This window comes from Solidesulfovibrio magneticus RS-1 (genome assembly GCF_000010665.1).
Classification (GTDB): domain Bacteria; phylum Desulfobacterota; class Desulfovibrionia; order Desulfovibrionales; family Desulfovibrionaceae; genus Solidesulfovibrio; species Solidesulfovibrio magneticus.
On record NC_012796.1, the window covers coordinates 248,736 to 270,433 of the forward strand.

Annotated in this window: 16 protein-coding genes; 12 read left to right on the top strand and 4 right to left on the bottom strand. The window is 64.8% G+C overall.

Features of this window, described 5'->3' with window-relative positions; translation table 11 throughout:
* Window positions 1-105: 105 nt before the first annotated feature.
* Window positions 106-1,833, bottom strand: a complete 1,728-nt coding sequence (locus DMR_RS00990) for an aldehyde ferredoxin oxidoreductase family protein (protein WP_012749817.1) — start codon at window positions 1,831-1,833, stop codon at window positions 106-108.
* Window positions 1,834-2,443: 610 nt separating this feature from the next.
* Here DMR_RS00990 and DMR_RS00995 point away from each other — a divergent pair.
* The 4 genes from DMR_RS00995 to DMR_RS01010 all read left to right on the top strand — a co-directional run bounded on the left by DMR_RS00995 (window position 2,444) and on the right by DMR_RS01010 (window position 8,288).
* Window positions 2,444-3,586, top strand: coding sequence for an iron-containing alcohol dehydrogenase (locus DMR_RS00995; RefSeq protein ID WP_043599801.1), 1,143 nt, complete (start codon window positions 2,444-2,446; stop codon window positions 3,584-3,586).
* Complete coding sequence (locus DMR_RS01000; RefSeq protein WP_012749819.1) at window positions 3,586-4,800, top strand: two-component system sensor histidine kinase NtrB; 1,215 nt, start codon at window positions 3,586-3,588, stop codon at window positions 4,798-4,800. Before DMR_RS00995 ends, DMR_RS01000 begins: the two co-directional genes overlap by 1 nt.
* Window positions 4,797-6,125, top strand: coding sequence for a sigma-54-dependent transcriptional regulator (locus DMR_RS01005; RefSeq protein ID WP_012749820.1), 1,329 nt, complete (start codon window positions 4,797-4,799; stop codon window positions 6,123-6,125). Before DMR_RS01000 ends, DMR_RS01005 begins: the two co-directional genes overlap by 4 nt.
* Before the next feature lie 99 nt (window positions 6,126-6,224).
* Window positions 6,225-8,288, top strand: a complete 2,064-nt coding sequence (locus DMR_RS01010) for a diguanylate cyclase domain-containing protein (protein ID WP_012749821.1) — start codon at window positions 6,225-6,227, stop codon at window positions 8,286-8,288.
* A gap of 143 nt (window positions 8,289-8,431) precedes the next feature.
* Here the strand turns inward: DMR_RS01010 and DMR_RS24175 are convergent, their stop codons facing one another.
* Window positions 8,432-9,040 carry a hypothetical protein gene (locus DMR_RS24175; protein ID WP_148208331.1) on the bottom strand — a complete coding sequence of 203 codons (609 nt, stop codon included), beginning with the start codon at window positions 9,038-9,040 and terminating at the stop codon, window positions 8,432-8,434.
* Between the two features lie 567 nt (window positions 9,041-9,607).
* Here DMR_RS24175 and DMR_RS01015 point away from each other — a divergent pair.
* The gene (locus tag DMR_RS01015) at window positions 9,608-10,093 is read left to right on the top strand and encodes a cytochrome c family protein (protein WP_012749822.1); all 486 of its coding nucleotides are present in this window, start codon (window positions 9,608-9,610) and stop codon (window positions 10,091-10,093) included.
* 53 nt (window positions 10,094-10,146) lie between these two features.
* Complete coding sequence (locus DMR_RS01020; RefSeq protein WP_052279052.1) at window positions 10,147-11,982, top strand: methyl-accepting chemotaxis protein; 1,836 nt, start codon at window positions 10,147-10,149, stop codon at window positions 11,980-11,982.
* A 131-nt stretch (window positions 11,983-12,113) separates the two neighbouring features.
* Here DMR_RS01020 and DMR_RS01025 read toward each other — a convergent pair whose 3' ends face one another.
* On the bottom strand, window positions 12,114-13,103 hold the full coding sequence (locus DMR_RS01025) for a glycosyltransferase family A protein (protein WP_012749824.1): 990 nt from the start codon (window positions 13,101-13,103) through the stop codon (window positions 12,114-12,116).
* Here DMR_RS01025 and DMR_RS24850 point away from each other — a divergent pair.
* From DMR_RS24850 to DMR_RS01050, 6 genes are all read left to right on the top strand, one after another.
* The gene (locus DMR_RS24850) at window positions 13,093-13,692 is read left to right on the top strand and encodes a hypothetical protein (RefSeq protein ID WP_158304234.1); all 600 of its coding nucleotides are present in this window, start codon (window positions 13,093-13,095) and stop codon (window positions 13,690-13,692) included. The two genes, DMR_RS01025 and DMR_RS24850, sit on opposite strands and share 11 nt — an antisense overlap.
* 133 nt (window positions 13,693-13,825) lie before the next feature.
* Window positions 13,826-14,341: a complex I 24 kDa subunit family protein gene (locus tag DMR_RS01030; protein ID WP_012749825.1), complete on the top strand. Its 516-nt coding sequence runs from the start codon at window positions 13,826-13,828 to the stop codon at window positions 14,339-14,341.
* A gap of 37 nt (window positions 14,342-14,378) precedes the next feature.
* Window positions 14,379-14,759, top strand: coding sequence for a (2Fe-2S) ferredoxin domain-containing protein (locus DMR_RS01035; protein ID WP_012749826.1), 381 nt, complete (start codon window positions 14,379-14,381; stop codon window positions 14,757-14,759).
* A gap of 19 nt (window positions 14,760-14,778) precedes the next feature.
* Complete coding sequence (locus DMR_RS01040) at window positions 14,779-16,251, top strand: NADH-ubiquinone oxidoreductase-F iron-sulfur binding region domain-containing protein (protein ID WP_012749827.1); 1,473 nt, start codon at window positions 14,779-14,781, stop codon at window positions 16,249-16,251.
* Between the two features lie 18 nt (window positions 16,252-16,269).
* On the top strand, window positions 16,270-18,027 hold the full coding sequence (locus DMR_RS01045; RefSeq protein ID WP_012749828.1) for an NADH-dependent [FeFe] hydrogenase, group A6: 1,758 nt from the start codon (window positions 16,270-16,272) through the stop codon (window positions 18,025-18,027).
* Window positions 18,028-18,738: 711 nt separating this feature from the next.
* Window positions 18,739-20,160, top strand: coding sequence for an aspartate ammonia-lyase (locus DMR_RS01050; RefSeq protein WP_043599805.1), 1,422 nt, complete (start codon window positions 18,739-18,741; stop codon window positions 20,158-20,160).
* A gap of 187 nt (window positions 20,161-20,347) precedes the next feature.
* Here DMR_RS01050 and DMR_RS01055 read toward each other — a convergent pair whose 3' ends face one another.
* Window positions 20,348-21,508: a D-alanyl-D-alanine carboxypeptidase family protein gene (locus DMR_RS01055; protein WP_012749830.1), complete on the bottom strand. Its 1,161-nt coding sequence runs from the start codon at window positions 21,506-21,508 to the stop codon at window positions 20,348-20,350.
* Window positions 21,509-21,698 lie beyond the last annotated feature (190 nt).

Consider the following 21,698-nt stretch of genomic DNA (forward strand, 5'->3'; position numbering starts at 1 on the left):
CCTGGCGAGGCCTTGGCTCGACGCGGCAAGGGGATGTCCAGGTCCCGGGAGGGACGGCAGGGGCCGTTCCTCCCGGGCGGAGCAGCGAAGCCTTGGGGCGACGCCCTAGAAGTTGAAGACCTCGTCGATCTCTTCGTCGGTGAAGTCCCAGGTCACGTTGTGCGGGGCGCAGGGCTCTTCAAAGAACTCCGGCAGCCGGTCGTGGGCCTTGGTGAAGCCGGCGCGCTCGTTGAAGCCGCGCTCGGCCTTGAGGATGGTCTTGCCCAGGGCCACCACGTCGTCGCCGGTAAGCGACAGGTTGTAGCGGGCGTTGATCATCTCCACCAGGGCGTTGAAGCCGTCGGCGATGTCCAGGATGGCAAAGGCGATGAACAGACACATGCCGGTGCTGTCCACGGCGGCGGTGGCGATCTGCAGATTGCGCGACAGCTCGACCTGGCCTTCCTTGCCCAGCGGATCGACGAAGCCGCCGACCTTGAGGATATTGGTGGCCACGGCGTAGCCGGCGGTGTGGTCCGCGCCCATGGGCGTGGTGGCGTAGGTCAGGCCGACGCCCTTGACGGCGCGCGGGTCGTAGGCCGGGATGGCCTGGTTTTTCACCGTGGGCACGCGGCTTAAGCCATACATCTGGCCAAGGGCGCCGGCGCCGCTGCCCAGGATGCGGCCAAGGGGGGTGCCTTTGCGGATTTCCAGGATGAGGTTCAGCATGGCCTTGGCGTCGCCCCAGGGGATGATGCCGGCTTCCATGGCCACGCCCACGGTGACGGCGGTCTCGATGGAGTCCACGCCCACGTCGTCGAACTCGCGGTCGGCGTAAGCGATGGCGTCGAGGTCGTCCACGCAGGCGTTGGCGCCAAGAGCCCAGATGGTCTCATACTCGAAACCGCTGGTCAGGTACTTCTCGTCCTTGTCGTTGTAGTGCTGGGAGCAGCGGATGATGCAGCCGGCATGGCAGCCGTGGGTGGTCTTGCCCTTGCGGGACTCGATGACGGCGGCCATGGTTTCGCCGCCGACGTTGTTGGCCCACTCGTTGCGGCCGGTGCGGAAGTTCTTGGTGGGCAGGCCGCCGGCCTCGTTAAGGATGTTGATGAGGATGTTGGTGCCGTACTTGGGCAGGGCCTGGCCGGTGACCGGGTGGGTGGTCAGGGCGTTGGTGAAGCGCTTGGACGCGTCCTTGAAGGCTTCGGGATTGGCGATGGTCACGCCGGGCGCGCCGGTGTCGTCGATGACCACGGCTTTGATCTTTTTCGCGCCCATGACCGCGCCCAGGCCGCCGCGGCCGGCGCTGCGGATGTTGCTCTGGGGATCGGCAAAGGAAATGTTGGCGGCGGTCAGGCGCATTTCGCCGGCCGGTCCGATGATGGCCACGCCGACCTTGGGGCCGTACTTGGCTTGCAGGACCTTGATGGCTTCGTAGTTGCCCATGCCGATGATTTCGGCCGGGGCTTCCTCAATGGTCGCGCCGTCCATGGTGACCTTGACGACGTAGAAGCCGTCGCCCTCGGGCAGGCCTTCGAAAACCAGGGCCTTGATGTCCATCTTGGACATGCGCTGGGCGAAGGTGCCGCCGGTGTTGCTTTCCTTGATGCCGCCGGTGAGAGGGCTTTTGGCCCCGCAGGACAGGCGGCCGGAGTTGGCGGCGCTGGTGCCGGTCAAATACCCGGGGGCGAAGATCAGCTTGTTGTTCTTGCCAAGGGGATGGCAGGTCGGCTTCACTTCATCAGCCACGAAAATGGAGGTCAGCCCGCGGCCGGCCAGGCCGGCGTACTTTTCGGGGCATTCCTCGATCTTCACCGCTTTCGCGCCCATGTCGATACGAATGAACTTTGGCATTATACCCTCCAACCATGGTGTTTTCTTGGCCAACCGGCCTTACATGCCACACGGCAACAAAACGCTTCGTGTCGCCCCATCGCCCGCCGCCGACCCCCACGGGAGAGTCTTGGCGGCATACGTCCTTGACCGAAACGCAGGGACTGGACGGACACGTTTGTGTTAAAACTAGCAAGTATCACTCCATGCCGATAATATCAATTGAATACAAGGTGTTGGTGTTATTCTATTGGAAATGCGGTGTGTGCGCTGCGTCCCATCGTGACCGTCCCGGCGATCCCGGAAAGAACCAACTGGTTCTGAAAACTATGTTATTTTAAATATTATAGCGTGTTGCGAAGGCGCCCCAAAAACGAAACACTCTTTGAGCCACTTGGGTCAAAATGCTCCATCGTCCAAGGCGCGAGACAAAATTCGCCCGCAATGCCGTAGCTTCCCCCTCGGCTTGACCTTTTGCCGGGCGGCGGGCTACTTTCGAAAACGATATCCTGAAAGCGCCAGGGCTTCCCCAGGCGCGGCCGGCCGGCATGCGGCCCGGGGCCGCGCGGCGGACCGGCGGTTTCGGCCCGCGTCGCGCGCGGCCGCCCCCGGGCGCGCGCCAAGGAGCCTCATGCGGATCAGCAAGTTCGCCATTCCCGAAATCATCTTCGGCCGGGGCAGCATCGTCCATCTGGCTTCCTGCGCCAAACGCGTGGGCGCGCGCCGCGTGCTCTTCGTCAGCGACAGCGGCCTGGCCAAGGCCGGCTGGGTTGACCGCATCCAGGAAATCCTGCGCGACAACGGCCTGGAGTGGGTCTACTTCGACGCCGTCAACTCCAACCCCCGCGACCACCAGATTCACGAAGGGGCCGACATCTACGTGCGCGAGCGGGCCGACGTCATCATCGCCGTGGGCGGCGGCAGCCCCATGGACGCGGCCAAGGGCATTGGCACCATCGTCGGTAACGGCGGCAGCATCAGCGACTACGAAGGGGCCAACCGCATCATGCGGCCCCTGCCGCCCATGATCTTCCTGCCCACCACCGCCGGCTCAAGCTCGGACATCTCCCAGTTTTGCATCATCACCGACGTGGCCCGACAGGTGAAGATGTCCATCATCAGCCGGTCGCTGGTGCCTAACGTCTCCATCATCGATCCGCTGGTCCTCTTGACCAAGAGCGAGGAACTCATCATTTCCTCGGCCGTGGACGCCTTTGCCCATGCCGTGGAATCCTATCTGTCGCTGTTGTCCTCGCCTTTCACCGAGCACCAGGCCTTAAAAGCCATCCGGCTCATCGCCCACAACATCCGCCCGGCTCTGGAGAACCGCTCCATCGAGGCCCTGGAAAACTTGAGCATCGCCTCCACCTGCGCCGGCATGTCCTTTTCCAACGCCGGCCTGGGCATCGGCCACTCCCTAGCCCACAGCCTGGGCGGCATGTTCGACGTGCTCCACGGCCTGGTCCATCCGATCCTGTTGCCGCCGGTCATGCGATTCAATCTGGCCGTGAGCGTGGACAAGCTCGCCAACATCGGCCGCATCCTGTGCGGGCCCCGCATGTGTTCCAACGAGTATCTGGCCCAGGCCGGCATCGCCTGGCTGGAACACTTTTTCGCCGATCTGCGCGTGCCCGTGCGGCTGCGCGACATCCTGCCCGACAGCAGCTGCCTGGAAACCATCGCCAAAGCCGCGGTCAACGACGCCTGCACCCTGACCAACCCCCGGCCGGCTAGCTGGGAATCGCTGCTTGGCGTGTGTCAGGAGGCCTGGTGATGCCCGGGAAGGGGCCTTCCCTGGAAGACCTCATCGGCATCGAGCACAGCAAGCTGGGGTTTTTCCAGGAGCTGCGCCAGACCATCGAGGCGCTCAAGGACGCCAATACCCAATCGGCCCAGCGCCGCCGGGAGATCGCCGCCATCCTCGACGGCATCACCGACATCATGATGGTGCTCACAAGCGATCTGCGCATCCTCTCGGTCAACCACGTCTTTCGCCAGACCTTTCCCGACGTGCCCCGGCCCGAGGGCATGTTTTGCCACCAGATCTTTCGCGGCGAGGACGTGCCCTGCCCGGGCTGCCCGGCCAGCGCCTCGTTTGCCGCCGGCGACATCTGCCGTGAGACGGCCATTTTCAAGATCGGCGGCAAGAACGTGCAATTCGAGATGGTGGCCTCGCCTATAAACCGCCCCGACGCCCCGGACCGGCACATCCTGGTCTTTAAGCGCGACGTCAGCCGGGAAAAGGAATACCAGGCCAAGTTCTACCAGGCCGAAAAGATGGCCACCATCGGCATGTTGGCCACGGGCGTGGCCCATGAGGTCAACAATCCGCTGACCGCCATTTTCGGCTTTGCCGAGGGGCTGCGTCGTCGCCTGCCGGCGCTCAAGGAAAAGGTCGATCCCCGGGTCATGGAGGATGTGGAGGACTATGTCGCCACCATCCTGCGCGAGTGCCGGCGTTGTCAGGACATCGTCACCACGCTGCTGACGTTTAGTCGCCAAAAGACCGTCAGTTTCTCGGCCGTGAGCCTAAACGCCGTGGTCAACGACACGCTCAAGCTCCTGCGCAGCCACCTCAAGCAGCGCAACCAGGCCAAAATCACCGTGCGGGTGGACCTCAGCGAAAACCTGCCCATGGTCCACGGCGACGAACACCAGATCAAGCAGGTCATGCTCAATCTGCTCGTCAACGCCATGGACGCCATCACCGGACCGGGCCGCATCATCATCACCACCTATCAGTCGTCCAAGGGGGCGGTGTGCCTGTCCGTGGAGGATTCCGGCTGCGGCGTGCCGCCGGAGAACGTGGACAAGCTCTTCGAACCCTTTTTCACCACCAAGCGCTCCGGCAAGGGCATCGGCATCGGGCTTTCCACCTGCATGTCCATCGTGAAAAAACACCAGGGCGACATCACCCTGAAGAGCACCCCCGGCCAGGGGGCGACCTTCACCGTGAGCCTGCCCGTCAACCCGGAAAAGACCACGTGACCAGCCCTTATTCCGTACTCGTGGTGGACGACGAACCGTCCATCGGCAAGCTGCTCAAAAAAGAGTTGTCCACGCCCTCGCGTCTGGTGTCCACGGCCGAGACCGCCCACCAGGCCCGGGAGGCGCTGCGCCGCAACACCTATGAAGTGGCCGTGCTCGACCTGCGCCTGCCCGACGCCGACGGCCTCGACGTGCTCGTGGAGTTGCGCCAGCACTCCCCGGACATCGAGGTCATCATCATCACCGGCCACGGCAACATCGACAGCGCCGTGGAGGCCATGAAGCTCGGGGCCTACGACTACATCACCAAACCGTTTAATCTCGAAGAACTCGAACTGGTGGTGGAGCGGGCCTACCAGCGGGCCTGCCTGCGTTTTGAAAACCGCCAGCTGCGCCACGCCCAGAAACAGGCCCAGCCCCAGCAGATCGTCGGCAACTCGGCCCCGGTCAAGCAGATACGGTTTTTGATCGACAAAGTGGCCCCCACCGACGTGCCCGTGCTCATTACCGGCGAATCCGGGGCCGGCAAGGAAGTGGCGGCCACGGCCATCCAGGCCCGCAGCAAACGGGCCGAAAAGCCCTATGTCATCAAGAACTGCGCCACCCTGCAAAAGGAACTGGCCCGTTCGGAACTCTTCGGTTACGTCAAGGGATCGTTCACCGGGGCCACCGAGAACCGCGAGGGGCTTATGACCTTCGCCAACAAGGGCACGCTGTTTCTCGACGAGATCGGTGAGCTGCCCCTGGAGGTCCAGGCCTCGCTGCTGCGCACACTCGAGAACAAGACCTACCGCCGTGTGGGCGACAAGGACGAGCGCACGGCCGACATCCGCCTCATCTTCGCCACCAACCGCAACCTGGCCAAGGAAGTGGAGGCCGGGCGGTTCCACGAGGCGCTGTATCACCGCATCAACGTCTTTAACATCGAGCTGCCGCCCCTTCGCGAACGCAAGGAAGACATCCCGCTTTTGGTGGAATATTTCCTCGGCCGCATCGAAGGCGGCGGGGCGTATCGCGTCTCGGACAAGGCCATGGGGTGTCTGATCAACTACCACTGGCCGGGCAACATCCGCGAGCTGCGAAACGTCATCGAGCGCGGGGTGATCCTGTCCGAAGCCGGGGTCATCACCGAAAACGCCCTGCCCCGGGAGTTGTCGGTCAAGGCCGAGGGCGAAAGCGATTTTCTGTCCCTTGACGCCGTCGAACGGGAGCATATCGCCAAGGTGCTGGCCTGCTTCGGCAACAATCGGACCCTGGCCGCCACGGCGTTGGGCATTTCTCGAAAGACGCTCTATCGCAAGATCCGCGAATATAATATCATGTAGGCGAGCGAACCCCTGTAAAGGCATCTGGCCGAGGCAACCGTCGCCGCCGCTTGCGCAAGCGGCCAACCTCTCTCCAAGCCGTACCCGAGAGTTGCCGCCATGATCTCGAGCATTGACGTCGTCACGCTGGCCATCTGCCTGGGGATTGTCAATCTCCTGCAGTTCGTCGCTTTTTTTATCCAATACCGCATCGACCCGGCCCGGCCGGGGCCGGGGTGCTGGACCGTGGCCAGCGCCCTGGGCTGCGTCGGGTTTGTCGTCAATTTTCTGCGCGACTTCCCCAGCATCCAAACCGCGTCCATCGTCGCCTACAATCTGTCCCTTATCGGCGGGCAACTCCTTGTCTACGTCGGCATCCTGCGCTTCCTTGGGCGCAGGGAGCGACGCGGCCCCCTGCTGACCCTGGCCGCCCTGGCCGCCGCCGCTGCCCTGACCTTCACCACCGTCCACGACGACATAGTCGCCCGCCGCGTCTGCGGCTCGGTCCTCTACGCCTTGCTCTGCTTCGCCTCCAGCCGGGCTCTGCTGCGGTACAACACCCCGGACATCGCCGTCGGCGCGCGCACCGTGGCCGCCCTTTTTACGGCAAACGGCCTGGCCCTGGCCGCCGTCCCCGCCCTGCCCCCCCTGGGACTTCCGCAGCTTTCGCCCCCTCTGCCCATGACCCTGACCTTTCTCGTTCTCCTGGTGGCCGGCCCCCTCGGCAGCATCGGGCTCATCGTTCTTGGCAACCAGAAGCTCGCCGCCGAAAACCGGAAAAGCCATGAAAGCGTGCGGACCTCCAAGCTGTTCTTGCAATCGGTCCTGGACAGCCTCACCGCCCACATCGCGCTGATCGACGCCGACGGCGGCATCCTTCTGGTCAACAAGGCCTGGCGCGACTTCGCCCGGCAAAACGGCCTGGATCCGGAACTGGTCAGCGAAGGGACCAACTACCTCTGCGCCTGCGACAACGCCGCCTGCCGCAACGAGCCCGAGGCCGACTCCTTTGCCGCCGGCATCCGCAAGGTGCTCTCCGGCGAGCTCAAACAGTTCGCCATGGAATATCCCTGCCATGCCCCCCACGAACGGCGCTGGTTCGTGGGCCGGGTCACGCCCTTTCCCGGCGACGGCCCGCCCCGGGTGGTGGTGGCCCATGAGGACATCACCGTCCGAAAGCTCATGGAAATTGCCCTGGCTGAGTCCAACCGCAAGCTTGAAGCCTTAAGCGCCACCGATCCGCTCACCGGCATCGCCAACCGCCGCCGTTTCGACGAAGCCTTTGCCGGCGAATACGCCCGCCATGCCCGCACCGGCGCGCCCCTGTCCCTGGTCATGCTCGACATCGACTATTTCAAGAACTTCAACGACGCCTACGGCCATGCCCAGGGGGATGCCTGCCTGGCCGCCGTGGCCCGGGCCATGGCCGGCTGCCTCCAACGGCCGGGCGATCTGGCCGCCCGCTACGGCGGCGAGGAATTCATCTGCCTGCTGCCCGACACGAGCCCCCGGGGGACCCGGACCGTGGCCGAATCCATCCGCGAGGCCGTGGCCGCCCTGGCCATTCCCCACGCCCGTTCCTCGGCCGCGGCCGTGGTCACCGTCAGCATCGGCGCGCTGACCGCCGCCTGCCCACCCGACGCCGACCCCGGCGACCTCTTCAGGCAGGTCGATGCCTTGCTGTACAAGGCCAAGGAAAACGGCCGCAACCGGGTCGAGGCCGGCGGCGACGCCCCGGCCGCCCAAAGCGGCGGACCGGACAAAGGCATTGTGCGCCTTTTTTGGGACGAAGCCTTTGAAAGCGGCAACCCGGCCATCGACCGCCAGCACCAGCTGCTTATCACCAAGGCCAATGACCTGCTGTTGCTGACCACCCAATCCGCCGACTGCGAAACCCTGGCCGCCGCCGTGGACGACGCCTTACTTCATGTCGCCGAGCATTTCCGCGACGAGGAGCGAGCGCTGCGCGAAGTCGGGTTTGACGGCCTGGAAGAACACGCCGCCGAACACGAACGCCTGTTGCAGCAAGGGCTGGCCCTGGCCCGGGAGTGCAATGAGGGCGTATCCCCGGCCGACGCCATCATCCGCTTCATCGTCCATGATCTGGTCATGGTGCACATGCTGGCCGTCGACGTGCTCTACCACCACTGTTTTGAGGAGCCGGCCGGGCCGAACCTTGCCTAACCTACCAGATGAGTTCCCCAATGGCTCATCACCTCCTTTGCCCTGGTCAATAGTCTGGAAAGCTGATTGCCAGCTTCGGTAAAACTAGCCGGAGGTCGTCACCACGGCTCTTCACAAAAGACTTCAAACCTTGCGCAACGAGGCTATAGTTGTACGGCATTAATATTATGCACTATCAAAACGCTATCAACTATTGACTCGTATGAAACCTGCAACTCTTCTAATGTTTCAAGGGGCTGTGCCCAGAATATCTCATCACTTAACCAGGACATATACGCAGAAGCGACACCAAATGCCGCATTTAAAAATGGCAAAGGTCTATATTCTCCAATATCTCTATGCGCAGCATATTTATTTCTAAAACATACCATTTCAAAGACATATTGATCCAATATTTTATCATGCCTCGAACATGCATTAGATAAAATAGAGCCAACAATAATTTTATACTCGCTATTATCAACAACCTCTCCATCTATAGAAACTCCATTCTCTGGTGCACTACGATGCCAGTGAATTTTATTATTTTTTGGGTTGCCAAACAATAAACACCAAGACGTCACACAAGACAACACGCAACTATTTGATATTGAAATAAAAAAATCTTCATTGCTGCGCTTGTCAAGCGATTTAAGCAGTAGCATTATCTTCCTATAGTTTACGTAATCTTTACAAAATGACTGCAAAACACCAATTTGCTCTGGAATAACATTCATTTCAAGAAAAAAATTTCGCATTCTGTGAATATTCATCAAGAACTCCAGTCTTATTCATCAATCTGCCTTGAGTGCTGTCCCATCTGATTCAGAAAATACCAAAAACACAAAAACAAGCTATCCACTCTGTCAAATTTGCACGCATAGACATAATTTATAATAATAAATCAAGCTGTTATCGTTAATTACTCCCTGGATTTTCCATATTGCTGTCCACTGCCCTCACTTCGCAAACAGTGAGTAATAACGCGCCGGCCCTGGCGCATCCTGTCCCCGCCCCTTGCCCCGGCCATGGCCGGCAGGCCCGGCAGCGTTTCTTGTGCTGCCTAAAAATTCCAGCAACAACGATTAGTTGCATAGGGTTCTCAACGCCCGCTCCACCCGTCGGTAAGGATGCTCCTGAGCGACTCTTCCGGTATGCCTTTTGCTTTATATCACGAAAACATCCCCGTCTCGTGTGACCGTTGCGGCGAACAAACGCCCGCCGGAGCGGCTGTGCTCCGGACACGCGCCGTTGGGGACCGTCACGGCGAGACAATGGTCCAGGCGTTTTTTGGGTCGAAATGTCCCAGCCCCGCGCCTCGTTCAGGCAAGGAGGCCGTTATGGAAAGGCCAATAACGCGTTTTCTGGCGCTGGCCGCGCTGGCGATCCTGGCCGTCTGGACGCCGTCGAACCTGGCCGCGGGGTCGACCCCGGCAGGCGCGCCGCGCTACGTCGGTTCGGCCGTGTGCGCCGGCTGCCATCCCGGCCAGTACGAACGCTACCGGCAATATTCCAAGAAAGCCCACTCCTCACGGGGCATCAAGCTCATGGCCAAGGGGCTTACGCCCGAGGAACTGGCCTCCTGCTACGGCTGCCACACCACCGGTTACGGCAAACCCGGGGGATTCACCGACTTTACCGCCACCCCGGAGCTGGCCGACGCCGGCTGTGAAGTCTGCCACGGCCCGGGCGCGGAGCATGTCGCCACCAGCGACCCGGCCGCCATCAAGGGCAAGCTCACCGTCGCCGACTGCGCTCCTTGCCACGACGATCCCCGAGTGCGCTCCTTTGGCTACAAGCCCCTGCTCCAGGCCGGAGCCCACTGACGTCGCACCTTATGAAGGCCGCGCCGGCCCCGGCGGCGCGCCGGAGAACCGCCATGCGCCGCCCCATCCGCTCCATTCGCGTCAAGGCCCTGGCCCTGGTCAGCCTCATTGCCGCCCTGGCCCTGGGCGGGCTTTTTTGGGCCAACGCGGCCTGGCAGCGCCAGGCCGCGTTCTCCCGCATCCGCCAGGTCGGGGCGGCCGAAGCCGAACTGGTGCGGCTTATTGTCGATGAACCCATGCGCGTGGGCGACAACGCCGCCACCACCGCCCAGTTCGCCAAGATCGCCTCGGGCGGCTCGCGCCTATCCGTGGCCCTGGCCGACTACCGGGGGCAGGTCACCTACGCCACCGACGCCGCCAGCCTGCGCCGGCCCCTGGCCGAAGCCATGCCCGGCCCGGCCCTGGCCGGCCTGCTCCGGGAGGCCCTGGAGCAGGGCCGCGACGGTGACGGCCTGGAAACGGCCGGCGGCCGCACCGGCTACGCCACGGTACGGGCCGTCAAAAACGCCCCCGAGTGCCACCACTGCCACGGCGCATCCCGGGAGGTCCTCGGGGCGCTGGTCACCGTGGCCGACGTCAGCCCGGATATGGCCGCCCTGGCCGACAACCAGCTGCGCACCGGGTTTTTATCCCTGGCCGGATTGGCCGGGCTGGTGGCCGGGCTGCTCCTTTTTATGAAGCGCGCCATCATCGACCGCCTGGCCTTCCTGGCCGGGGTGAGCCGCCAGATCGCCGACGGCGACATGGAGGCCTGCCGGGCCGTGGCCGACCGCAACGCCCGACGTCGGGCCAGAAACGCCGCCGACGAGATCACCGTTCTTGGCGAATCCCTGTGCGACCTGGTGGACAATCTGCGGGCCAAGATCGCCGAGGCCGACGACAAGACCCGGGAAGCCGCCTGTCAGGCCGACCGGGCCGGAGTCTGCCTGGCCGAGGCCGAGGCCGCCCGGGAAGCCGCAGCCAGCGCCCGGCGTGAAGGCTCCACGGCGGCGGCCCGGACCCTGGAGGCCGTGGTCGATCATTTAAGCGAAGCTTCGGTGGCCTTGGCCGAGGCCGTGGCCCGGGCCGATTCCGGCGCGCGCACCCAGAAAGATGCGGCCCAGGAAACCTGCGCCGCCATCGGCGTCATGCAGACCGTGGCCGCCGAGGCCGTAGCCACGGCCGGCAAGGCCGCCGCCGTCTCGGGCCAGGCCCGGGACCGGGCCGGACTGGGGGCCGAGGCCGTGCGGGAGCTTTCCGTCTGCATCGAGGGCCTGCGCGACCTGGCCGAGACCCTGCGCCGGGACATCCTGGCCCTGGGACGGGAGGCCGAGGGCATCGGGGCGGTCATCACGGTCATTTCCGACATCGCCGACCAGACCAATCTGCTGGCGCTCAATGCCGCCATCGAAGCGGCCCGAGCCGGCGACGCCGGGCGGGGATTCGCGGTGGTGGCCGACGAGGTGCGCAAGCTGGCCGAAAAGACCATGACCGCCACCAAGGACGTGGAGCGGGCCGTCACCGGCATCCAAGCCGGAGCCAGGGACCATGTGGGCAGCGTGCAAAAGGCCGTGGCCGCCATCGGCGCGGCCTCGGAGCTGGCCGGCCGGTCCGGCGAGGCGCTTTCCGGGATCGTGGGACTGGTCGCCGACGCCACGCGGCAGGTGGGGGCCATTGCCGACTCCTGCCAGGAGCAGTCGGGCATCATCGACGAGATCGGCCGGGCGCTGGAAGGCATAAGCGCCATATCCCAGGAAACGGCCGAAGCCATGGCCACGGCCGACGCGGCGGTGAGCCGGCTGGCCGACCAGGCCGAGCGCCTGACGCACCTGACCGACGACATGCTGGCCGAGGAAACGTCGGCCGCGTCAGCCGCCCCGGGAACCTGCTCCGGCCGCGACCTCGGCTAACCGCGCCCCAAGGCCGGCGCAGCCCAAGCACAGTCATTTGCCCCCTTTCGGGCGTCTGGGGGCCTGAGGCCCCCAGCGGAGAGGGTAAGGCAGAGGCAGAACCTCTCCTGGCCGCCGGAGGCACATCCCCCTCACTTCCCGCCGACCAGGTCGCGGCAGGCGGCGGCGAGCTGCATGGCGACCAGGGCCTTTTGGCCTTGTCCCAGGCGTTTGCGGACCCGGGCCAGGGCGAGGTAGCGCTCGGGGGTGGGCGCGTGCCGGGCGGCGTTTTCCCAGGCCATGGCCGCGCCGGACCAATCGCCGGCCGCCTCGCAGCGCCGGGCCGTAGCTTCGGCCATGGCGGCGATGTGGGCCAGACGTCCCTGCCAGACGCGGTCCAGGCGGGCTTTGTCGTGGGGGTACAAGGCATCGGCCCGGGCGTAGACCCGAAGCAGCGTCTCGATAAACTCCGTCCCGGAGCGCTCCTGGACGCTTGTCCCCAGGCCCCGTTCGAAATACGCCGCCGTCGCCTCGGGCAGATGGACAAAGGGTCCGAGCCGGGCCAGGCGGATGAAGAAATCCCAGTCTTCCAGGCAGGGCAGGGCTTGTTCGAAGCGCCCGGCCTGGGTGAGGCGCTCACGTCGGTGGCTCAGGCACAGCACCGGGATGTAGTTGGCCACCAGCAGGGCGTCAGGGTCGAATTCCCGGGAATGGGGCACGGACCAGGCCACGGACTCCCGGCCGGAGGCGTCGCGGCTGACGACGCCGCGCCGGGCGTCGCTGTAGACCGCGCTGGCTTCGGGAGCGGCGGCATGGGCGGCCATGTGGACGGCGACGTGGTTGGGAAAAAAGACGTCGTCGTCGTCCAGATAAAAAACGACCGCGCCGCGGGCGACGGCCAGTCCCCGGTTGCGCGCGGCGGCCGGGCCGGAGCACTTGCCCCGAGGGGCCAGGCGCACCGGCCGCCCCCCCAGGGACGCCGTAGCCTCGGCCACGAGACCGGACACGTCGCCGCCGCCGTCGTTGACGACCACGACTTCGAAATTCCCATGGGTCTGTCCGGCCAAGCTGGACAGCGCCTCCCGCAGTTCCTCCGGTCGGTCGCAGGTGGGCACGATAACCGAGGCATCGATGGATTCCATGGTGTTCTCCCTGGCGGGGCCGTGGTCCGAGGCAGCGATGCGCCGGAGCGGTTTCGTCCTCACCAACCTGCCTCTTCCACGCGCCCGGGGCAAGGCCAATGGCCCTGCCAGTCTTTGGGACATCGACAGGTATCTTCCACGCATCCGGGCACGGAATGGCCGTCCGGCCGCCCACACCGCCAGGACAGGAAAGGGGGTGCACTCTCTTTCAAAACGTGTTACTTTTGCCGCAATCTTCAGGCAATTGGCCCGCGCTTGTATGCGGACTCATGGCAGACGCAAAAGGGGTGACATTTTGACCCATTTTTTGCCGAAGGCTAGCGCACTTTGTCTTTCCAGGGATAACAGCCTGTTTTTTTTTACTTTCTACAATTATCGCAACGTTTGTCCCGGATTTTCTTCCTTCCCGATTCCCCCAGGGCTTCCCATCCTCCCCGGACTGTTTTCTTCGGCAATCCTTCAATTAGCCGTATTTTTTGATTATTTTGTAATGGTCTGCTTCTTGCTGAAAGGAGGCCGATTGCGCGTGCAGCCGACCTTCGCGGGGGGACGCCCCAGGAGCATGGCCGGCTGTCGCAAACCCCCTTAATTTGTGAAAATAATCACAAATTGAGATGACGAAACACAAGGGGGCCGCCCCGGCTGCCGGCCGACGTCCCGGCGCCGCAAGCAGGCCCACAGGCACTCGACCCGCAAAACCCGTTAAGGAGAGGTGCTCGCGTATGCAAACTTCAACATGTCAGGCGATTGGCGAATGCCGGATGCCGGAGCACGCCGTGTTGCCCCAGCCGCTCTACCGGGAAGTCGTCCAGTTCATTGACGCGCTGCCCCAGAAAGAGGGCCATCTCGTCACCGTGCTGCACAAGGCCCAAAGCGTCTTCGGCTATCTGCCCATCGAAGTGCAGCAGTTCGTGGCCGACCACATGGAAGTGCCCCTGGCCCAGGTCTACGGCGTGGTGAGCTTTTACACCTTCTTCACCATGGTGCCCAAGGGCAAGCATCCCATTTCCATCTGCATGGGCACGGCCTGCTTCGTGAAGGGGGCCGACAAGGTGGTCAATGCCTTCAAGGAACAGCTCAAGATCGACATCGGCGACGTCACCCCGGACGGCAAGTTCTCCATCGACACCCTGCGTTGCGTCGGCGGCTGCGCCCTGGCCCCCATCGTCATGGTCGGCGAGAAGGTCTACGGCAACGTCACTCCGGGACAGGTGAAAAAGATCCTGGCCGACTTCTAGCCCCGATCCTCACCCACACACGCAAGGAGCGCCCCATATGAGCACCATCGCCAGTCTCGACGCCCTGCGGGCCCGGCGCGAGGACATCCTCGCCCGCCAAAAGGCGCGCAATGGCAAGATCGTCATCAATGTTTCCCTGGCCACCTGCTCCATCGCCGCCGGCGGCAAGGTCGCCCTGGAGGCCATGCAGGACGAAGTCGCCTTAAACGGCATCGCCAACGTCGAATTCATGCAGTCCGGCTGCATGACCTTCTGCTACGCCGAACCCACCGTGGAGATCACCCTGCCGGGCAAGGCCCCGGTGGTCTTTGGCGGCGTGGACGAGGCCAAGGCCCGCGAGCTCGTCACCGAGTACGTCATGAAGGGCGAACCGGTGGAAGGCATCATTCCCGTGACCTACGAACGCGTGGTCCTTTAAGACGCCAGGAGACGCAGACATGGCAGCCACAACCGACATCAAGCAGCTTCGGATAGCCACCCGCAACTGCGGTTTCATCGATCCCGAGAGCCTCGACGACTACATTGCCGTGCGCGGCTACGAGGCCCTGGCCAAGGCCCTGACCATGACCCCGGCCGAAGTCGTGGAAATCATCAAAGTCGCCGGCCTGCGCGGTCGCGGCGGCGGCGGCTTCCCCACCGGCGTCAAATGGGGCATCGCCCTGTCCAACGCGGCCGACCAGAAATACATCGTGTGCAACGCCGACGAAGGCGATCCGGGCGCGTTCATGGACCGCGCGGTCCTGGAAGGCGACCCCCATTCCGTGGTCGAGGCCATGGCGATTGGCGGCTACGCCATCGGGGCCACCCTGGGCGCGGTCTACATCCGGGCCGAATATCCCCTGGCCATCAAGCGCCTGCGCAAGGCCATCGACGATGCCCGGGCCATGGGGCTTTTAGGCAAGAACATCTTCGGTTCGGGCTTCGATTTCGACATCGAGATCAAGTACGGAGCCGGCGCCTTCGTGTGCGGCGAGGAAACCGCGCTGATCAAGTCCATGGAAGGCCATCGCGGCGAGCCGGTGAGCAAGCCGCCTTTCCCGGCCCAGTCCGGCTATTGGGCAAAGCCCACCATCGTCAACAACGTCGAGACGTTTGCCAACGTCCCGGCCATCATCATCAAGGGCGCGGACTGGTTCGCCGGGATCGGCACCGCCACCTCCAAGGGCACCAAGGTGTTCGCCCTGGCCGGCAAGATCGTCAACGTGGGCCTTATTGAAGTGCCCATGGGCACCACCCTGCGCGAAGTCATCTTCGACATCGGCGGCGGCTGCCCGGACGGCAAGGAGTTCAAGGCCGTCCAGACCGGCGGCCCGTCCGGCGGCGCCCTGGCCAACAAGGACCTCGACGTGGCCATTGACTACGAGTCGCTCATTGCCCGCAAGTCCATGATGGGTTCCGGCGGCATGGTGGTCATGGACGAGGACGACTGCATGGTCTCGGTGGCCAAGTTCTTCCTCGACTTCACCATGGACGAGACCTGCGGCAAGTGCACGCCCTGCCGCATCGGCTCCAAGCGCCTCTACGAGATCCTCGACAAGATCACCAAGGGCCACGGCACCAAGGCCGACCTGGCCCGGCTCAAGTCGCTGTCGGACAACATCAAGGACACCGCCCTGTGCGGCCTGGGGCAGACCATGCCCAACCCGATCCTGTCCACCATGGACACCTTCGGGCATGAGTACGAGGCCCACGTCACCCAGAAGAAGTGTCCGGCCCATGTCTGCACGGCCATGCTGACCTACACCATCAATCCGGCCAAGTGCACCGGCTGCACGCTGTGCACCAAGGTCTGCCCGGTGGAGTGCATCTCCGGCACGAAGAAGCAGCCCCACGTCATCGACGCCTCCAAGTGCATCAAGTGCGGGGCCTGCTACGACAAGTGCAAGTTCGACTCCATCATCAAGATGTAAGGATCAAGGAGGCCCCACATGTCCATGCTGACAGTGCATATAGACGGCAAGACCACCACCATCCCGGCCGGCGGCACCATCCTGGACGCCGCCCGCAAACTGGATATCGACATCCCGACCCTGTGCTACCTCAATCTTGAGGATCTCAAGGTCAACAACAAGGCCGCCTCCTGCCGCATCTGCGTGGTGGAGGTCGAGGGTCGGCGCAACCTGGCTCCGGCCTGCGCCACCCCGGCCACCGACGGCATGGTGGTCAAGTCCAACACCCTGCGCGTCCTTAACGCCCGTAAGACCGTGCTGGAGCTGCTGCTCTCCGACCACCCCAAGGACTGCCTCGTGTGCGCCAAGTCCGGCGAATGCGAGCTGCAGGATCTGGCCGAAAAGTTCGGCATCCGCGAGTCGCCCTATGACGGCGGCGAAATGTCCCACTACCGCAAGGACGTCTCGCCCTCCATCATCCGCGACATGGACAAGTGCATCATGTGCCGCCGCTGCGAGACCATGTGCAACGACATCCAGACCTGCGGCGTGCTGTCGGGCGTCAACCGCGGCTTCACCGCCGTGGTCGCCCCGGCCTTCGAGATGAACCTGGCCGACACCGTGTGCACCAACTGCGGCCAGTGCGTGGCCGTGTGCCCGGTGGGCGCGCTGGTGGAAAACGACAACAGCTGGGACGTGGTCGACGCCCTGGCCGACCCGGACAAGGTGGTCATCGTCCAGACCGCCCCGGCCGTGCGCGCCGCCCTGGGCGAAGACCTCGGCATCGCCCCGGGCACGTCCGTCACCGGCAAGATGGCCGCCGCCCTGCGCCGCCTGGGCTTTGACCACATCTTCGACACCGACTTCGCCGCCGACCTCACCATCATGGAAGAAGGCTCGGAGTTCCTCGACCGCCTGACCCGCTACCTGGGTGGCGACCAGACGGCCAAGCTGCCCATCCTGACCTCCTGCTGTCCCGGCTGGGTCAAGTTCTTCGAGCACAACTTCCAGGACATGCTCGACGTGCCTTCCACCGCCAAGTCGCCCCAGCAGATGTTCGGCGCCATCGCCAAGACCTACTACGCCGACATGCTGGGCATCCCCCGCGACAAGCTGGTCGTGGTCTCGGTCATGCCGTGCCTGGCCAAGAAGTACGAACGCGCCCGGCCGGAGTTCTCCGTGGACGGCAACCCGGACGTGGACATCGTCATCTCCACCCGTGAGCTGGCCCGGCTGATCAAGCGCATGAACATCGACTTCGCCAGCCTGCCTGACGAAGACTTCGACGCGCCCCTTGGCGAGTCCACCGGCGCGGCTCCGATCTTCGGCGTCACCGGCGGCGTCATCGAGGCGGCCCTGCGCACCGCTTACGAGCTGGCCACCGGCGAAACCCTCCAGAAGGTCGACTTCGAGGACGTGCGCGGCATGGACGGCGTCAAGGTGGCCACGGTCCAGGTCGGCCCCCACGAACTGCGCATCGGCATCGCCCATGGCCTGGGCAACGCCCGCAAGCTCCTTAACCGGGTGCGCGAAGGCGAAACCTTCCACGCCATCGAGGTCATGGCCTGCCCCGGCGGCTGCATCGGCGGCGGCGGACAGCCCTACCACCACGGTGACATTGAGCTGCTCAAGCTGCGCACCCAGGTGCTTTACGCCGAAGACGCCGGCAAGCCGCTGCGCAAGTCGCACCAGAACCCGTACATCATTGAACTGTACGAAAAGTTCCTGGGCAAGCCGCTGTCCGAGAAGTCACACCACCTGCTGCACACCCACTACTTCAAGCGCCAGCGCCTGTAGTCGGGGAGTTAAGATAAAGACGAAGACTGGAGAGGCGCTGCCTCTCCAGACCTCTCCGCCGGGGGGGATCATCCCCCCCGGCCCCCCTTAACGGGGGAAGTGGATTGTTCCTTGATGATTGCCGCTGCCCTGGTTGGCCCGCGACGGTAAACACCTCCAGCCGTCGCGGGCTGCCGGGGACTTCGGAAAAATTTCGCTTCCTGGCGGGAGCCGGGCGGAACCTGCCAGTTCCGCGCTCCAGCCGGTCCGCGGCGGCCTGTCCGCCGCGGACCGCCAGGGAGTCCGGCGGGGGATACTCCCCTCCACCTGTTCTTTGACGCTAGCCACCGCCTGCAAGAGGTCGGCAAGACCGAACCAAGCTTCCCGCACCTCGCCGTCCCGCTTGTGGTTCCCCGCCCGCCACAGACGGCCAGGGGGTCCGGGGGGATTATCCCCCCGGCGGGTCACGGGCAGCGCCCGTGCGGGTCCAGGGCAGCGCCCTGGCGGGTCCGGGCAGCGCCCGGCGGGTCCGGGCAGCGCCCGGCGGGTCCGGGCAGCGCCCGGCGGGTCCGGGCAGCGCCCGGCGGGTGCAGGGCGGAGCCCTGCCGGGCAGCGCCCGGATAATGATCTTTAACAGGATTCGTGTTACCCAAGCCGCCGCAGCGGGGGTCGCCAACCGGATGGTCCGGGGATCGGCCTGCCGCACTGGTTGCCTTTCGGGGAGCGTGCTCCATGCGACAGGACACTGATGCCCTTGGAGCGACGGCGCTCCCCGAGGGCAGCCTTTACGGCGTGCACACGGCCAGAGCCTTGGCCAACTTTCCGGTTTCGGGCCAGAGCGTGGCCCCGGAGCTTCTCTCCGCCTTTGCCTGGGTCAAGGCGGCCTGCGCCCTGGCCAATCAGGACGCCGGCCATCTCGACGCGGCCCGGACCTCGGCCATCGTGGCCGCCTGCCGCGAAATCGCCGCCGGGCGGCATACCGAGCAATTCCCCGTCGATGCCCTGCAAGGCGGGGCCGGCACCTCCACCAACATGAACGTCAACGAGGTCGTGGCCAACCGCGCCTTGCAGCTCATGGGCCGCCAGCCCGGCGACCACGAATTTCTCTCGCCCTTGGGGCACGTCAATCTGCACCAGTCCACCAACGACACGTACCCCACGGCCCTTCGGGTGGCGGCGCTCACGCTGCTCAAGGACCTGGAGACGGCCGCCTCGCGCCTGCAGGACGCCTTGCAGGCCAAGGAAGCGGCTTTTGCCCATGTCGTGAAGGTGGGCCGCACCGAACTCATGGACGCCGTGCCCATGACGCTCGGCATGACCTTTGGCGCGTTTGCCGAGGCCGTGGCCCGGGACCGGTGGCGCATCTTCAAGTGCCGCGAGCGCATCAAACAGGTGCCGCTGGGCGGCACGGCCGTGGGCACGGGCCTTGGCGCGCCGCGCGCGTTTATCTTCAAGGCGGCCGAGCATCTGCGCCATCTGACGGGCCTGCCGGTATCGCGGGCGGAAAACCTCGTGGACGCCACGGCCAACGCCGACTGTTTCGTCGAAGTCTCGGGCATCCTGTCGGCCTTTGCCGCCAATCTGCTCAAAATCGCCTCGGACCTGCGCCTTTTGGCCAGCGGCCCGCACACCGGCATCGGCGAAATCCGTTTGCCGGCCTTGCAGGCCGGGTCGTCCATCATGCCCGGCAAGGTCAATCCGGTCATCCCGGAATGCGTGGGCCAGGCGGCGCTGACGGTCATGGGCAACCACCAGACGGTCACCCTGGTCGCCGGCCTGGGGCAGCTCGAAATCAACCAATATCTGCCGCTTCTGGCCCACAAGCTCCTGGAATCCATCCGCCTGCTGCGCGACGCCTCGACCCTTTTCGCCGACAAATGCGTGGCCGGCATCGAGGCCGACGAGACGCGCTGCCGGGAGCTGGTGGAAAAAAGCCAGGCCCTGGCCACGGTGCTGGTGCCGGCCCTGGGCTACGAGACCGTGGCCCGGCTCATGGCCGAAGCGCAAGCTGCCGGCCGCTCCCTGGCCGCCCACCTCGACGCCGTGGGCCTGCTGCCCCAGGCCGAGGCGGCGACGTTGCTCGCGCCGAAGCGGATGCGGAAGCTGGGGTTCGAGGAAGAAGATTATAAGAGCCTCCGGCGGCCGGGGGCCTGAGGCCCCCGGCCCCCCCGAATGGTGTAACGGGGGCGGGCGGGGCGGTGGCGATGGGCGGGGACGGGGAGAGAGAAGAGCCTTGGCGGCTGGGAGCCTGAGGCCCTGGCGCTTTCTGGGCGAAAAAAAGGGAGCGGCCGGCGCTCCCTTGCTGTGCGTTGGGTCCGCCCTGGTCAGGGGCGCGATCGCTTCAAGGCTGTCCCACAGCCTGGGCTGGCGTGGCCGGCGGCGTCGCCGCCGCCACGGGCGTCGGGCCGGCGGCCTTTTTGGCCTGGACCATCTTGAAGCCTTTATCCAGCAATTTGGCCGTCTCGCGCTCGCGCACACGCGGGTTGCGCGACCCGAGCACCACGGCGATAAGCCGCGTGTCGCCGCGCATGGCCGTGGCCACGATGTTGTAGCCCGAGGCGCACACGAAGCCGGTCTTGAGCCCGTCCACGCCTTCGTAGCGGCCCAGCAGCGAATTGGCGTTGTGGCGCTGGCGGTTGTTGTGGGTGAAAAACTGCATGGAGTGGATGGTGAGCGACTTGGGGAACTGCTCCAGGTAGGCGGCGGCGAGCTTGAGCATATCCCGGGCCGTGGTCACCTGGCCGTCGGCCGGCAGGCCGTTGGGATTGAAGAACACGGAGTTGGTCATGCCCAGGCGCTTGGCCGTGTCGTTCATGAGCGCCACGAAGGCCTCGGCGTTGCCGTTTTCCAGGTTGTCGGCGATGGCCATGCAGGCGTCGTTGGCCGAGGCCACGGCTATGCCCTTGATGAGGTCCGTGACCTTGACCTGCTCGCCCGGGCGCAGGCGCATGTTGGAGCCGCCCTGGGTGGCGGCCCGGGGCGAGACCTCGATGACGTCCCAGGGGCGCAGCCGGCCCTGGCGGATGGCGTCGAAGAGGATGTAGAGCGTGAGCACCTTGGTCAGCGAGGCCGGCGGAATCTGCACGTCCGGGTTCTGCTCGTAGAGCACCTCGCCGGTGTTCATGTTCCACAGGATGGCGGACTTGACGGTCAGCGGCGACCCCACGGCGCAGGCTCCGATGTCGCCTTCCTCGTTTTCGATGTCATTTTTGGCCGGCAACTCGCCTTTTTTGGCGCGCCGGGGCTTTTGGGCCGGGCTGTCGGTCAGGGCGGCCTTGGCCGGGTGGGGCGCTTTGGACGGAGCGGCGGCCTTGGCGGCTTTGGCCTGTTTTTTGGCCTTGGGGGCGGTTTCGGCTTTGGCCGACTTTTTGGCGGCCGGCTTGGCCTGGGATTTGGCGGGCTGTTCCTTGGCCAGGGCCTGGGCCGGGTCGGCCAGGGGCGCGACGACCAGGGCCAGGATGGCTACGGCGGCCAGAATGCTGGCGCGAAGTACGTGATACATGCGGTTTGGTTCCCCTTGCGTGGCGAACGCGTATGGCCTGCCCCGGGAGCCGGGGCGGAATCGACGTTGCGCTTGTACCCGCGAGCATGGCGAAAGTCAAAAGCCCGGCTCCCGGCGTTGCGCCCGGGGGGCGCTTGCCGTAGGGTAGGGAAAGCAAGCGCCGGACGGGGGTCGGGCGCTTGCCGCAGGG

Coding starts and splice junctions, on each gene's coding strand:
- DMR_RS01015 (WP_012749822.1), top strand. CDS start 9,608: ATGGAAAGGCCAATAACGCGTTTTCTGGCGCTGGCCGCGCTGGCGATC.
- DMR_RS24850 (WP_158304234.1), top strand. CDS start 13,093: ATGGATTCCATGGTGTTCTCCCTGGCGGGGCCGTGGTCCGAGGCAGCG.
- DMR_RS00995 (WP_043599801.1), top strand. CDS start 2,444: ATGCGGATCAGCAAGTTCGCCATTCCCGAAATCATCTTCGGCCGGGGC.
- DMR_RS01045 (WP_012749828.1), top strand. CDS start 16,270: ATGTCCATGCTGACAGTGCATATAGACGGCAAGACCACCACCATCCCG.
- DMR_RS01040 (WP_012749827.1), top strand. CDS start 14,779: ATGGCAGCCACAACCGACATCAAGCAGCTTCGGATAGCCACCCGCAAC.
- DMR_RS00990 (WP_012749817.1), bottom strand. CDS start 1,833: ATGCCAAAGTTCATTCGTATCGACATGGGCGCGAAAGCGGTGAAGATC.
- DMR_RS01050 (WP_043599805.1), top strand. CDS start 18,739: ATGCGACAGGACACTGATGCCCTTGGAGCGACGGCGCTCCCCGAGGGC.
- DMR_RS01000 (WP_012749819.1), top strand. CDS start 3,586: ATGCCCGGGAAGGGGCCTTCCCTGGAAGACCTCATCGGCATCGAGCAC.
- DMR_RS01025 (WP_012749824.1), bottom strand. CDS start 13,103: ATGGAATCCATCGATGCCTCGGTTATCGTGCCCACCTGCGACCGACCG.
- DMR_RS01030 (WP_012749825.1), top strand. CDS start 13,826: ATGCAAACTTCAACATGTCAGGCGATTGGCGAATGCCGGATGCCGGAG.
- DMR_RS01010 (WP_012749821.1), top strand. CDS start 6,225: ATGATCTCGAGCATTGACGTCGTCACGCTGGCCATCTGCCTGGGGATT.
- DMR_RS24175 (WP_148208331.1), bottom strand. CDS start 9,040: ATGAATATTCACAGAATGCGAAATTTTTTTCTTGAAATGAATGTTATT.
- DMR_RS01035 (WP_012749826.1), top strand. CDS start 14,379: ATGAGCACCATCGCCAGTCTCGACGCCCTGCGGGCCCGGCGCGAGGAC.
- DMR_RS01055 (WP_012749830.1), bottom strand. CDS start 21,508: ATGTATCACGTACTTCGCGCCAGCATTCTGGCCGCCGTAGCCATCCTG.
- DMR_RS01020 (WP_052279052.1), top strand. CDS start 10,147: ATGCGCCGCCCCATCCGCTCCATTCGCGTCAAGGCCCTGGCCCTGGTC.